The 14,389-nt window shown below is 63.5% G+C and carries 10 protein-coding genes and 1 tRNA gene; 10 read left to right on the top strand and 1 reads right to left on the bottom strand.

The window, feature by feature from the left end:
* Positions 1-12 precede the first annotated feature (12 nt).
* From P9230_RS26040 to P9230_RS26085, 10 genes are all read left to right on the top strand, one after another.
* Positions 13-88, top strand: a tRNA-Trp gene (locus P9230_RS26040).
* A gap of 357 nt (positions 89-445) precedes the next feature.
* Positions 446-649 carry a preprotein translocase subunit SecE gene (secE, locus tag P9230_RS26045; protein WP_066989573.1) on the top strand — a complete coding sequence of 68 codons (204 nt, stop codon included), beginning with the start codon at positions 446-448 and terminating at the stop codon, positions 647-649.
* Positions 650-676: 27 nt separating this feature from the next.
* A complete protein-coding gene (nusG, locus tag P9230_RS26050) occupies positions 677-1,201 on the top strand; it encodes a transcription termination/antitermination protein NusG (RefSeq protein WP_066989575.1) in 525 nt (174 codons plus the stop codon).
* Positions 1,202-1,360: 159 nt separating this feature from the next.
* Positions 1,361-1,789: a 50S ribosomal protein L11 gene (rplK, locus tag P9230_RS26055; protein ID WP_059189557.1), complete on the top strand. Its 429-nt coding sequence runs from the start codon at positions 1,361-1,363 to the stop codon at positions 1,787-1,789.
* Positions 1,790-1,793: 4 nt separating this feature from the next.
* A complete protein-coding gene (rplA, locus tag P9230_RS26060; protein ID WP_066989577.1) occupies positions 1,794-2,492 on the top strand; it encodes a 50S ribosomal protein L1 in 699 nt (232 codons plus the stop codon).
* A gap of 420 nt (positions 2,493-2,912) precedes the next feature.
* The gene (gene rplJ, locus P9230_RS26065) at positions 2,913-3,431 is read left to right on the top strand and encodes a 50S ribosomal protein L10 (RefSeq protein ID WP_067321493.1); all 519 of its coding nucleotides are present in this window, start codon (positions 2,913-2,915) and stop codon (positions 3,429-3,431) included.
* Positions 3,432-3,485: 54 nt separating this feature from the next.
* A complete protein-coding gene (rplL, locus tag P9230_RS26070; protein ID WP_278121112.1) occupies positions 3,486-3,866 on the top strand; it encodes a 50S ribosomal protein L7/L12 in 381 nt (126 codons plus the stop codon).
* A 265-nt stretch (positions 3,867-4,131) separates the two neighbouring features.
* Positions 4,132-8,268 carry a DNA-directed RNA polymerase subunit beta gene (gene rpoB, locus P9230_RS26075; protein ID WP_066989583.1) on the top strand — a complete coding sequence of 1,379 codons (4,137 nt, stop codon included), beginning with the start codon at positions 4,132-4,134 and terminating at the stop codon, positions 8,266-8,268.
* Between the two features lie 146 nt (positions 8,269-8,414).
* A complete protein-coding gene (rpoC, locus tag P9230_RS26080; protein WP_066989905.1) occupies positions 8,415-12,611 on the top strand; it encodes a DNA-directed RNA polymerase subunit beta' in 4,197 nt (1,398 codons plus the stop codon).
* 75 nt (positions 12,612-12,686) lie between these two features.
* Entirely contained in the window at positions 12,687-13,352 is a 666-nt protein-coding gene (locus P9230_RS26085; protein ID WP_127217323.1) for an O-methyltransferase, read from the top strand.
* A gap of 25 nt (positions 13,353-13,377) precedes the next feature.
* On the opposite strand, the gene P9230_RS26090 is transcribed toward P9230_RS26085, so the two are convergent.
* Complete coding sequence (locus P9230_RS26090; RefSeq protein WP_127217324.1) at positions 13,378-14,307, bottom strand: Gfo/Idh/MocA family oxidoreductase; 930 nt, start codon at positions 14,305-14,307, stop codon at positions 13,378-13,380.
* Positions 14,308-14,389 lie beyond the last annotated feature (82 nt).

The following is a 14,389-nucleotide window of genomic DNA, read 5'->3' on the forward strand; positions in this document are numbered from 1 at the left end:
CAGCGCCCGTATACGGGCATAGCTCAGTTGGTAGAGCGGCGGTCTCCAAAACCGCAGGTCGTAGGTTCGAGCCCTGCTGCCCGTGCCACCTCCCATGGCAGACTGAAGGTGGGTGCGCTCCGCCGTTGAAAACCGGGGGCGGCTTGCCATCTAGCGAAAACTGGGGCATAAGGCCCCGCATAGCCGGGACGGGACGACTGGATGGTTCCGAGGCGGCGCTAAAACATAAAGCGGAACACTTGCCACTTGCGTGGACCAAGAATCGGTTTTATGTAGACTGAACAGACACGCGACGCGTGGAGCTGGGAAGCCGGCTTTACGCGTCTGATTTGCGTGGGCGAAATGGTGGTGCTGATTCGGCGCCGGCACGAAGTCCAGGCGGCACGTCCCGGCCAGCGGGATCATCCAGGAGACCCGGCCAACGGGTCTTGAAGACAGGCGGCAGATGGCTTCGAAAACCACAAACCCTTTCACCTTTCTCCAGCAGGTTCGCGCGGAGACGGCCAAGGTGACATGGCCCTCGCGCCGCGAGACTATGATCTCGACGGTAATGGTCCTGGTTTTTGCGCTCATCGCCATGATCTTCTTCTTCACCGCCGACATAGCCATGGGCTATGCGATCGAGTGGATTCTGGGCCTCGGACATTAAGTTCGGCGATTACGGAGAGGTCGTGAAATGACGCGGTGGTACATCGTCCACGCTTATTCGAACTTCGAGAAGAAGGTCGCCGAGGACATCGAGAACAAGGCCAAGCAGAAGGGCCTGTCGGGCGAGATCGAGCAGATCGTGGTGCCGACGGAGAAGGTCGTCGAGATACGCCGCGGCCGCAAGGTCGATGCGGAACGCAAGTTCTTCCCCGGTTATGTGCTCTTGAAGGCCAACCTGACGGACGCCGTATTCTCGCTGGTCAAGAACACGCCGAAGGTCACCGGCTTCCTCGGTGACTCCAAGCCCGTGCCGATCACTGAAGCCGAGGCGCAGCGCATCCTGAACCAGGTTCAGGAAGGCGTCGAGCGTCCGAAGCCGTCGGTCACCTTCGAGATCGGCGAGGCGATCCGCGTCTCGGACGGTCCGTTCGCGTCGTTCAACGGCTTCGTCCAGGAAGTGGACGAGGAGCGGGCGCGCCTCAAGGTGGAAGTTTCGATCTTCGGGCGCGCGGTGCCCGTCGATCTCGAATTCGGACAGGTCGAAAAGGGCTGATCCGAAGGTCCCCGTCCGACAGGCGAAGGGATCGGCGGCGCGAAGGAATGGCGCTGCCATGAGCGGGTGGGAGGCGAATGCGGCTTAGCCGGCCGCTGGAACCGCACCACCAGACTGCAACCGCCGGTTTTCCCGGCATGAGAAAAGGCAGGAATAGAGATGGCTAAGAAAGTTGCAGGCCAGCTCAAGCTCCAGGTTGCCGCGGGCTCGGCCACGCCGTCGCCCCCGATCGGCCCGGCGCTTGGTCAGCGCGGCATCAACATCATGGAGTTCTGCAAGGCGTTCAACGCGCAGACCCAGGAACTGGAAAAGGGCTCGCCGATCCCGGTCGTCATCACCTACTACCAGGACAAGTCGTTCACCTTCGTCATGAAGACGCCGCCGGTGAGCTACTTCCTGAAGAAGGCCGCCAACCTGAAGTCTGGTTCGAAAGAGCCGGGCAAGGTCAAGGCCGGCACGATCTCGCGCGACAAGGTGCGCCAGATCGCCGAGCAGAAGATGAAGGACCTCAACGCAAACGACGTCGAAGCGGCCATGCGCATGGTCGAGGGCTCCGCCCGCTCGATGGGCCTGGAAGTGGTGGGCTAAGATCATGGCAAAGATTGCAAAGCGTGTTGCCAAGAGCCGTGAAGGCATCGACCCGAACAAGGCCTATGCGCTCTCTGAGGCGCTGCAGCTGCTGAAGGACCGGTCCACGGTGAAGTTCGACGAGACGGTCGAGGTCGCGATGAATCTCGGCGTCGATCCGCGCCATGCCGACCAGATGGTCCGCGGCGTTGTCAACCTGCCGAACGGCACTGGCCGGTCGGTGCGCGTCGCCGTGTTCGCGCGCGGCGACAAGGCCGAAGAAGCCAAGGCCGCCGGCGCCGATATCGTTGGTGCCGAGGACCTCGTCGACATCGTCCAGAAGGGCACGATCGATTTCGATCGCTGCATCGCTACTCCGGACATGATGCCGCTGGTCGGCCGTCTGGGTAAGGTGCTCGGCCCGCGCGGCATGATGCCGAACCCGAAGGTCGGCACCGTGACCCCCGATGTCGCGGCCGCCGTCAAGGCCTCGAAGGGCGGCGCCGTCGAGTTCCGCGTCGAGAAGGCCGGCATCGTCCAGGCCGGCGTCGGCAAGGTCTCGTTCGACGTCAAGGCGCTGGAAGAGAATGTGCGGGCCTTCGCCGATGCGGTGAACAAGGCCAAGCCCGCCGGCGCCAAGGGCAACTACGTCAAGAAGGTGTCGGTCACCTCGACGATGGGTCCCGGCCTCAAGCTCGACATCGCGACGCTCGCCGCGTCGTAAGCGTCGTCTGGCCGGCTTCAGGCCGGTCGCTAGAGCATGATCCCGAAAAGTGGATTTCGGAAAAGATCATGCTCCAACAAAGAAGAATTCCGGACCGCCGATCCGTCGGCGGCCCGGTACCCCGGAAGCCGAAAGGTTTCCGGATATCCTGTCCGAGATTGCAGGCGGCCCAAAAGCCTTAATTCACTTGGGCCTGCATGAGACGGGTGAAGACCCGACAAAGGAGCGACAAGCTCCAATGAAAGGTTCGAACCGTGTTTGCCTTTTGTCAGCACATCGCCGGCTTGCCGTCGGTGGGCGAAAAGGGGGCAGGATCCTCGAGCGCCGTTCGGGAGATCCACGATTAGGATGGCCCGGCCGGCAAAAGGCAACCCGACTTCTGACCTCGAGAATGAGGCAGGGGTCAACTGGAGATAGGCAGTGGACAGAGCGGAAAAGCGCGAACTCGTCACGGGCCTGAACGAGGCGTTCTCGAGCGCGGGTTCAGTCGTCGTGGCCCACTACGCCGGTATCACCGTCGCGCAAATGAACGACCTTCGGTCGAAGATGCGCGCCGCCGGTGGCACCGTCAAAGTCGCGAAGAACCGTCTCGCCAAGATCGCTCTTCAGGGCACGGACTCCGCATCGATCGTCGATCTGTTCAAGGGACAGACGCTGATCGCTTATTCGGAGGATCCGGTTGCGGCGCCGAAGATCGCGTCCGAGTTCGCCAAGGGGAATGACAAGCTGATCATTCTCGGCGGCGCAATGGGCTCGACCTCGCTCAACGCCGACGGTGTCAAGGCACTCGCCACGATGCCGTCGCTCGACGAGCTGCGCGCCAAGCTGGTTGGCATGATCGCCACGCCGGCAACCCGGATCGCCCAGATCGTCAATGCGCCCGCGGCTTCGGTTGCGCGCGTCATCGGCGCTTACGCCCGGAAGGACGAGGCGGCATGAGGCCGTTCCTCGCTGTCAACAACACACGTTCGAACCAAGTAAAGGAATACACAAATGGCTGATCTGGCAAAGATCGTAGACGACCTTTCGAAGCTGACCGTCCTCGAGGCGGCCGAGCTGTCGAAGCTCCTGGAAGAGAAGTGGGGTGTTTCTGCTGCTGCTCCGGTGGCGGTCGCCGCTGCTGGCGGTGGCGCTGCCGTTGCTGCTGCTCCGGCTGAAGAGAAGACGGAATTCGACGTCGTTCTCGCCGACGCCGGCGCCCAGAAGATCAACGTCATCAAGGAAGTCCGCGCCATCACCGGCCTTGGCCTCAAGGAAGCCAAGGACCTGGTCGAGGCGGCTCCGAAGCCGGTCAAGGAAGGCGTTTCCAAGGCCGATGCCGACAAGTTCAAGGCTCAGCTGGAAGCAGCTGGCGCCAAGGTCGAGCTGAAGTAAGCCTTATGGTTGAGGGCGGACGGCCTCGCGCCGGCCGCCCCCTCCCTTGACGAAAGGGAGGCTTCGTTGCGCGAGACGTTTGAAAACCTCTTTCCTGAGGGCCGGAAGCGGCCTTCAGGAAGCGGGTTTTCTCCCGTTTTTACCGGCAGCCGCCAAGCAATTGGAACGGCGGCCGGAAAACAGACAGGGGCGGCCGGCGAGCGGCCCGTTGGTGCAAGGCGAACCGCGGCGAGGTTCGCCCCGAGTTTTGAGCTAAGGAGCGACGATGGCCCAGACCCAGACTTTCAATGGCCGCAGACGCGTACGCAAGTTCTTCGGGAAGATCCCGGAAGTTGCGGAGATGCCGAACCTGATCGAGGTTCAGAAGGCATCCTATGACCAGTTCCTGATGGTGGACGAGCCCAAGGGCGGGCGTCCGGACGAGGGGCTGCAGGCTGTTTTCAAGTCGGTCTTCCCGATCTCCGATTTTTCCGGCTCCTCGATGCTGGAATTCGTGAAGTATGAGTTCGAAGGACCGAAATTCGACGTCGACGAATGCCGTCAGCGCGACCTGACCTATGCTGCGCCGCTGAAGGTGACGCTGCGCCTCATCGTGTTCGATATCGACGAGGATACCGGCGCGAAGTCGATCAAGGATATCAAGGAGCAGGACGTCTATATGGGCGATATGCCGCTCATGACGTCGAACGGCACCTTCATCGTCAACGGCACCGAGCGCGTCATCGTCTCGCAGATGCACCGTTCGCCGGGCGTCTTCTTCGACCACGACAAGGGCAAGTCGCACTCCTCGGGCAAGCTTCTGTTTGCCGCGCGCGTCATCCCTTATCGCGGCTCGTGGCTCGACATCGAGTTCGACTCCAAGGACGTCGTCCACGCCCGCATCGACCGCCGCCGCAAGATCCCGGTGACGTCGCTGCTGATGGCGCTCGGCATGGACGGCGAAGAGATCCTGTCGACCTTCTACAACAAGATCACCTACAAGCGCGCCGGCGACCACTGGCGCATCCCGTTCAACGTCGAGCGTTTCCGCGGCCTCAAGGCTGTCGGCGACCTGGTCGACGCCGACACGGGCGAGATCGTCGTCGAGGCCGGCAAGAAGATCACCGCCCGCCAGGCCCGCCAGCTCGGCGAAAAGGGTCTCAAGGCGATCAAGGCGACCGACGAGGACCTGCTCGGCAACTACCTGGCCGAGGACATCGTCAACTACGCCACCGGCGAGATCTTCCTCGAGGCCGGCGACGAGATCGACGAGAAGACGCTGAAGGTGCTGCTCGGCACCGGCGAGGACGAGATCCAGATCCTCGACATCGACCACGTCAATGTCGGCGCCTACATCCGCAACACGCTCGCCGTCGACAAGAACGAGAGCCGCCAGGACGCGCTGTTCGACATCTACCGCGTCATGCGTCCGGGCGAGCCGCCGACGCTCGAGACCGCCGAAGCCATGTTCAACTCGCTGTTCTTCGACAGCGAGCGCTATGACCTGTCGGCTGTCGGCCGCGTCAAGATGAACATGCGCCTCGAGCTCAAGGCCGAGGACACCGTGCGCGTGCTGCGCAAGGAAGACATCCTGGCCGTGGTCAAGACGCTGGTCGAGCTGCGCGACGGCAAGGGCGAGATCGACGACATCGACAATCTCGGCAACCGCCGCGTCCGCTCGGTCGGCGAGCTGATGGAGAACCAGTACCGCGTCGGCCTGCTGCGCATGGAGCGCGCGATCAAGGAGCGTATGTCCTCGATCGAGATCGACACGGTCATGCCGCAGGACCTGATCAACGCCAAGCCGGCGGCCGCCGCCGTGCGCGAGTTCTTCGGCTCCTCGCAGCTGTCGCAGTTCATGGACCAGACCAACCCGCTGTCGGAGATCACCCATAAGCGTCGCCTGTCGGCGCTTGGACCGGGCGGTCTGACCCGCGAGCGCGCCGGCTTCGAGGTGCGCGACGTGCATCCGACGCATTACGGCCGCATCTGCCCGATCGAGACGCCGGAGGGCCCGAATATCGGTCTGATCAACTCGCTCGCCACCTTCGCGCGCGTCAACAAGTACGGCTTCATCGAGAGCCCGTACCGCAAGATCGTCAACGGCAAGCTGACCAATGAGGTCGTCTATCTGTCGGCGATGGAGGAGGCCAAGCACCACGTCGCGCAGGCCAACGCCGAGCTCGATAAGAACGGCAGCTTTGTCGACGAGTTCGTCATCTGCCGCAACGCCGGCGAGGTGATGATGGCGCCGCGCGAGAACGTCGACCTGATGGACGTGTCGCCGAAGCAGATGGTGTCGGTGGCCGCGGCCCTCATCCCGTTCCTCGAGAACGACGACGCCAACCGCGCGCTGATGGGCTCGAACATGCAGCGTCAGGCCGTGCCGCTGGTGCGCGCCGAGGCGCCGTTCGTCGGCACCGGCATGGAGCCGGTCGTGGCCCGTGACTCAGGCGCCGCCATCGGCGCCCGCCGCGGCGGCGTGGTCGACCAGGTGGACGCCACCCGTATCGTTATCCGCGCCACGGAAGATCTCGACCCGGGCAAGTCCGGCGTCGACATCTACCGGCTGATGAAGTTCCAGCGTTCGAACCAGAACACCTGCATCAACCAGCGTCCGCTGGTGCGTGTCGGCGACCGGGTGAACAAGGGCGACATCATCGCCGACGGTCCCTCGACCGAGCTCGGCGATCTGGCGCTCGGCCGCAACGTGCTGGTCGCGTTCATGCCGTGGAACGGCTACAACTACGAGGACTCGATCCTGCTCTCCGAGCGCATCGTGGCCGACGACGTCTTCACCTCGATCCACATCGAGGAGTTCGAGGTCATGGCCCGCGACACCAAGCTCGGACCGGAGGAGATTACGCGCGACATTCCGAACGTCTCGGAGGAAGCGCTGAAGAACCTCGACGAGGCCGGCATCGTCTATATCGGCGCGGAAGTGCAGCCGGGTGACATCCTGGTCGGCAAGATCACGCCGAAGGGCGAAAGCCCGATGACGCCGGAAGAGAAGCTCCTGCGCGCCATCTTCGGCGAAAAGGCCTCGGACGTTCGCGACACCTCCATGCGCATGCCTCCGGGCACCTTCGGCACGGTCGTCGAAGTGCGCGTCTTCAACCGCCACGGCGTGGAGAAGGACGAGCGCGCCATGGCGATCGAGCGCGAGGAGATCGAGCGTCTGGCCAAGGACCGCGACGACGAGCAGGCGATCCTCGACCGCAACGTCTATTCGCGCCTGTCGGACATGCTGGTCGGCAAGGAAGCGATTGCCGGGCCGAAGGGCTTCAAGAAGGGCTCGAAGCTGTCGAAGGACACGCTCGACGAGTATCCGCGCTCGCAGTGGTGGCAGTTCGCCGTGGAGAACGAAAAGCTCCAGAGCGAGCTGGAAGCCCTGCGCGGCCAGTACGACGACTCCAAGAAGGCGCTCGAGCAGCGCTTCATGGACAAGGTCGAGAAGGTGCAGCGCGGCGACGAGATGCCTCCGGGCGTCATGAAGATGGTCAAGGTCTTCGTGGCGGTGAAGCGCAAGATGCAGCCGGGCGACAAGATGGCCGGCCGTCACGGCAACAAGGGCGTGGTGTCGCGCATCGTTCCGGTCGAGGACATGCCTTTCCTTGAGGACGGCACGCATGCCGATATCGTGCTCAACCCGCTGGGTGTGCCAAGCCGCATGAATGTCGGCCAGATCCTGGAAACGCATCTGGGCTGGGCCTGCGCCGGCATGGGCAGGAAGATCGGCGAGCTGATCGACGCCTACAAGGCTGGCGGCGACATCAAGCCGCTGCGCAAGACGCTGGAAAGCTTCATGCCTTCCAACGACCGCAACGAGCCGGTCCGCGACTATGACGACGAGAGCATCATTCGCCTGAGCGAGCAGATGCGCCGCGGCGTCTCCATCGCGACTCCGGTGTTCGACGGCGCGCACGAAGCCGACATCAACACCATGCTGCAGCAGGCGGGCCTGCACACCAGCGGTCAGTCGCAGCTTTATGACGGCCGCACCGGCGAGCCGTTCGATCGCAAGGTGACGATGGGCTACATCTATATGCTCAAGCTTCACCACCTGGTGGACGACAAGATCCACGCGCGCTCGATCGGCCCGTACTCGCTCGTCACCCAGCAGCCGCTGGGCGGCAAGGCGCAGTTCGGCGGCCAGCGCTTCGGCGAAATGGAGGTCTGGGCGCTGGAAGCCTACGGCGCCGCTTATACGCTGCAGGAGATGCTGACGGTGAAGTCGGATGACGTTGCCGGACGCACCAAGGTCTACGAGGCGATCGTGCGCGGCGACGATACGTTCGAAGCCGGCATTCCCGAGAGCTTCAACGTTCTCGTCAAGGAGATGCGCTCCCTCGGCCTCAATGTCGAACTGGAGAACACCAAGTTCGAAGACGCTGCCGTGCGGCTGCCCGATGCTGCCGAATAACGGCGCGGCCGAATAAGGGTAATGGCGCGCCGCGAAACGACGCGGCGCGCCCCACAAATTCTCGGCCGGTCAGGCCGGCCAGTCTGCGGGCATTCGGCCCGCGCTCGATGCAAGGGGTTTTCGAGGACCCCGAAAAGGAGAACGGCATGAACCAAGAGGTCATGAATCTCTTCAACCCTCAGGCGCCTGCGCAGGTGTTCGATTCCATCCGGATCTCGCTCGCCAGCCCTGAGAAGATTCTGTCCTGGTCGTTCGGTGAGATCAAAAAGCCGGAGACCATCAACTACCGCACCTTCAAGCCGGAGCGTGACGGTCTGTTCTGCGCGCGCATTTTTGGTCCGATCAAGGACTACGAGTGCCTGTGCGGCAAGTACAAGCGCATGAAGTACAAGGGCGTCATCTGCGAGAAGTGCGGCGTCGAAGTCACGCTGTCGCGCGTCCGCCGCGAGCGCATGGGCCATATCGAGCTCGCCGCGCCCGTCGCCCATATCTGGTTCCTGAAGTCGCTGCCTTCGCGCATCGGCACGCTGCTCGACATGACGCTGAAGGATATCGAGCGCGTCCTCTACTTCGAGAACTACATCGTCACCGAGCCTGGCCTCACCGCGCTGAAGGAGCACCAACTGCTCAGCGAGGAAGAGTACATGCTGGCCGTCGACGAGTATGGCGAAGACTCTTTCACCGCCATGATCGGCGCCGAGGCCATCCATGACCTGTTGGCCGGCATGGATCTGGAGAAGATCGCCGGCGACCTGCGCTCGGAGCTGGCTTCGACCTCGTCCGAGCTCAAGCAGAAGAAGCTTCTGAAGCGGCTCAAGGTCGTCGAGAACTTCATGGAATCCGGCAACCGTCCGGAATGGATGATCATGAAGGTCGTCCCGGTGATCCCGCCGGACCTTCGCCCGCTGGTCCCGCTGGACGGCGGCCGCTTCGCCACGTCCGACCTCAACGACCTCTATCGCCGCGTCATCAACCGCAACAATCGCTTGAAGCGGCTGATCGAGCTGCGCGCGCCCGGCATCATCGTGCGCAATGAAAAGCGCATGCTGCAGGAGGCCGTCGACGCGCTGTTCGACAACGGCCGCCGCGGGCGCGTCATCACCGGCGCCAACAAGCGTCCGCTGAAGTCGCTGTCCGACATGCTCAAGGGCAAGCAGGGCCGGTTCCGCCAGAACCTGCTCGGCAAGCGTGTCGACTATTCCGGCCGCTCGGTCATCGTGACCGGTCCGGAACTCAAGCTGCATCAGTGCGGCCTGCCGAAGAAGATGGCGCTGGAGCTGTTCAAGCCTTTCATCTACGCCCGCCTCGACGCCAAGGGTTTCTCCTCGACCGTCAAGCAGGCGAAGAAGCTGGTCGAGAAGGAGCGTCCGGAGGTCTGGGATATCCTCGACGAGGTTATCCGCGAGCATCCGGTGCTCTTGAACCGCGCGCCGACGCTGCACCGCCTCGGCATCCAGGCGTTCGAGCCGATCCTGATCGAAGGCAAGGCGATCCAGCTGCATCCGCTGGTCTGCACGGCCTTCAATGCCGACTTCGACGGCGACCAGATGGCGGTCCATGTGCCGCTGTCCCTGGAAGCGCAGCTCGAAGCGCGCGTGCTGATGATGTCGACCAACAACATCCTGCACCCGGCCTCCGGCGCGCCGATCATCGTGCCGTCGCAGGACATGGTTCTCGGTCTCTACTATCTGTCGATCGTCAACCAGAACGAGCCGGGCGAAGGCATGGTGTTCGCCGACATGGGCGAGCTCCAGCATGCGCTGGAGACCAAGGCGGTGACCCTGCACGCCAAGATCAAGGGCCGCTTCCGCACCGTCGATGCCGAAGGCAAGACGGTGTCGAAGATCTATGAAACCACGCCCGGCCGCATGATCATCGGCGAGCTTCTGCCGAAGAACGTCAACGTACCGTACGACATCGCCAACCAGGAGATGACCAAGAAGAACATCTCCAAGATGATCGACACCGTCTACCGCCACTGCGGGCAGAAGGAGACGGTCATCTTCTGCGACCGCATCATGGCTCTCGGCTTTGCGCATGCCTGCCGCGCCGGCATTTCGTTCGGCAAGGACGACATGGTGATTCCGGACACCAAGCTGAAGCTGGTCTCCGATACCGAGGCTTTGGCCAAGGAGTACGAGCAGCAGTACAATGACGGCCTGATCACGCAGGGCGAGAAGTACAACAAGGTGGTCGACGCCTGGGCCAAGTGCTCGGAGAAGGTCGCCGACGAGATGATGGCCCGCATCAAGGCGGTCGAGTTCGAGGAAAACGGCCGTCAGAAGCCGATGAACTCGATCTATATGATGTCGCATTCGGGTGCGCGCGGCTCGCCCACCCAGATGCGCCAGCTCGCCGGCATGCGCGGCCTGATGGCCAAGCCTTCGGGCGAGATCATCGAGACGCCGATCATCTCGAACTTCAAGGAAGGCCTCACCGTGCTCGAGTACTTCAACTCGACCCACGGCGCCCGCAAGGGTCTGGCCGACACCGCCTTGAAGACGGCGAACTCGGGGTACCTGACCCGCCGTCTGGTCGACGTGGCGCAGGACTGCATCGTCAATTCGCTGGATTGCGGCACCGACAAGGGCCTTACCATGCAGCCGATCGTCGATGCCGGCCAGATCGTCGCCTCGGTCGGTCAGCGCGTGCTCGGCCGCACGGCGCTCGACGACATCAACCACCCGGTCTCCGGCGAAGTGCTGGTCAAGGCCGGCAAGCTGATGGACGAGCGTGACGTGGAGCAGATCGAGAAGGCCGGCGTCCAGTCGGTCCGCATCCGCTCGGCGCTGACCTGCGAGGTCAGGACCGGCGTCTGCGCGGTCTGCTACGGTCGCGATCTTGCCCGCGGCACGCCCGTCAACCAGGGCGAGGCCGTCGGCGTCATCGCGGCGCAGTCGATCGGCGAGCCGGGCACCCAGCTCACCATGCGCACCTTCCACATGGGCGGCACCGCGCAGGTGGTGGATTCTTCGTTCCTCGAAGCCTCCTATGAGGGCAAGGTCGAGATCCGCAATCGCAACGTGGTGCGCAACTCCGAAGGTCAGCAGATGGTGATGGGCCGCAACATGGCGGTTCTGATCCTCGACGAGGCCGGCAAGGAACGCGCCACGCACCGCGTCGCCTACGGCTCGCGCATTTTCGTGGATGACGGCGACAAGGTGAAGCGCGGGCAGCGCATCGCCGAGTGGGATCCTTACACCCGCCCGATCCTCACCGAAATCGAGGGCAAGGTGGCGTTCGAGGATCTGGTCGACGGCATCTCCGTTCAGGAGACGGCCGACGAGTCGACCGGCATCACCAAGCGTGAGGTCATCGACTGGCGTTCGACGCCGCGCGGCAGCGACCTGAAGCCGGCGATTGTCGTGCAAGACGCCAAGGGCAAGGTGGGCAAGCTGTCGAAGGGCGGCGATGCACGCTTCCTGCTCTCGGTCGAGGCCATTCTCTCGGTCGAGCCGGGCGCGCATGTCCGTCCGGGCGACGTGCTTGCGCGTATCCCGATGGAAAGCGCCAAGACCAAGGACATCACCGGCGGTCTGCCGCGGGTGGCCGAACTGTTCGAGGCTCGCCGTCCGAAGGATCACGCCATCATCGCCGAGATCGATGGCACGGTCCGCTTCGGCCGCGACTACAAGAACAAGCGCCGCATTATCATCGAGCCGCACGACTCGACGCTGGAGCCGGTCGAGTACCTGATCCCGAAGGGCAAGCCGTTCCATCTGCAGGACGGCGACGTCATCGAGAAGGGCGACTACATCCTCGACGGCAACCCGGCGCCGCACGACATCCTGGCGATCAAGGGCGTGGAGGCGCTTGCGTCCTACCTCGTCAACGAGATCCAGGAGGTCTACCGCCTGCAGGGCGTGTCGATCAACGACAAGCACATCGAGGTGATCGTTCGCCAGATGCTGCAGAAGGTCGAGATCACCACGCAGGGCGACTCGACCTACATTCCGGGCGACCACGTCGACGTGATCGAGCTGGAAGAGGTCAACGAGCGGCTGATCGAGGACGGCAAGAAGCCGGCCGAAGGCCAGCCGGTGCTGCTCGGCATCACCAAGGCCTCGCTGCAGACGCCGTCCTTCATCTCGGCCGCCTCCTTCCAGGAGACGACCAGGGTGCTGACGGAAGCCGCGGTCGCCGGTAAGACCGACATGCTGCAGGGTCTGAAGGAGAATGTCATCGTCGGCCGCCTCATCCCGGCGGGCACGGGCGGCACGATGAGCCAGATAAGGCGCATCGCCACCTCGCGCGACGAACTCATCATCGACGAGCGCCGCAAGGCCTCCGGTGTCGAGGTCGCCGAGCCGATGCTGACCAACATGGTCAACGCCGCGCAGTAAGCGCGGATGCAATGAGAGAAAGAAAAGGGGCCCGCGTGGCCCCTTTTTCATTCGGGTTATGAACGAGGAAAAACCATGAGCGCCAGGACCTGGACAGCTGTCGACGACTACATCGTCTCCTCTCTTTTCGATGCGGATCCCGCGCTAGACGCGGTGCTTGCGGCCAACCGCGAGCAGGGCCTGCCGGCGATCGACGTCTCGGCCGCACAGGGCAAATTGCTTTCGCTTCTGGTGCGAATTCGCGGCGCAAGGAAGGTGCTCGAGATCGGCACGCTCGGTGGTTACTCGACCATCTGGATGGCAAGGGGCCTGCCTGCCGATGGCAGAGTAGTGACGCTGGAGCTTGAGCCGCACCATGCCAAGGTCGCGCGCTCGAACTTCGAGCGGACAGGGGTTTCCGACAAGGTGGATCTGCGGCTCGGGCCAGCTCTTCAATCGCTAGCAGCCTTGGTCAGCGAAAATGCCGGTCCGTTCGACCTGATCTTCATCGACGCCGACAAGCCGAACAACCCGAATTATCTCAGCTGGGCCATGCGGCTGTCGCGCTCCGGAACGGTGATAGTCTGCGACAACGTCATCCGCGACGGCGCCGTGCTGAAGGACGACGGCCGCGACGAAAACGTCGTCGGCGCCCGCGCGGCGCTCTCATTCATCGGGCAGGAGAAGCGGCTGGACGGCACCGCCATCCAGACCGTCGGCGCCAAGGGCTATGACGGCTTTGCGATAGCGATCGTGGACTGACGCCGGCGCTGCACGGGGCTTGCTGTTAATCGAAGAAAGGCTCGACCACATTGCGCTTGCCGAGCATGAAGGCGTCGGCGACGTGCTGGAGCGGGGCCAGGTCGACGTCGGAGATGCCGGCGCGGACAATCTCGGCGAAACGCTTGTAGAGCATCGGATATTCGGCTTCCGGCTCGTCATGGATGATCTTGCCGTCGACGGCGAGCTTTGCGCCGCCGCCCGAAAGCACCATCTTGCCCTTGTCGGTCTCGGCCAGGATGTCCCAGCTCTGCGGACCGGTCTGCAGCCAGTCGAGCTCCATTGTCACCGGGAGCCCGTTCGAGGTGCGGAAGGTGACATGCGCCGCGACCGGCGAGGCGCGGTTCTCGGGGAAGTCGAGCACGGCCGAGGTGATGAACATCGGCGGCAGGATGTGGGTGGCGATCGATAGCGCGTTGATGCCGGGATCGAACACGCCGAAACCGCCCGGCGCCCAGATCCATTCCTGGTTCGGGTGCCAGCGGCGCACGTCTTCCTTCCAGTTGATCGCCGCCGAGTCGATTCTGGCCGAAGCCAGGAAGGCGCGCGCGGCCTCGACCGCCGGCGCGTAGCGCGAATGCCAGCTGGCGAAAAGCGAAACGCCTTTCTTCGCGGCAATCGCCTTCAGGTGCTCGACCTCGCTGACGGTGGCGCCCGGCGGCTTCTCCATGAAGACGTGCTTTCCGGCCTCGAGCCCGGTACGCGCGGCGTCATAGCGGAACTGCGGCGGCATGCAGAGCGAGACGGCTTCCAGGCCCGGCTCGGCCTTAAGCATCGCCTCGATCGTCGGATAGTTCGGGATGCCGTCCACCTTGCCGTGGCGGCTGGCGGCGGCCGCAAGCCGATAACTGCTGTCCTTGGCCAGTGCCGGAAGATGCTGGTCGCGGACGATCTTTCCCACGCCGACGATACCGATCCTGATGGGGTTGCTGGTCATTGGGACTCCGAGGGATGGAAGAAGTAGGTGTTCTTAGGCAGGACAACGGTGCCCGGCAAGCCTGGACGAAATCGTGATCTCG

The organism is Mesorhizobium sp. WSM4887 (genome assembly GCF_029625865.1).
Lineage (GTDB): Bacteria > Pseudomonadota > Alphaproteobacteria > Rhizobiales > Rhizobiaceae > Mesorhizobium.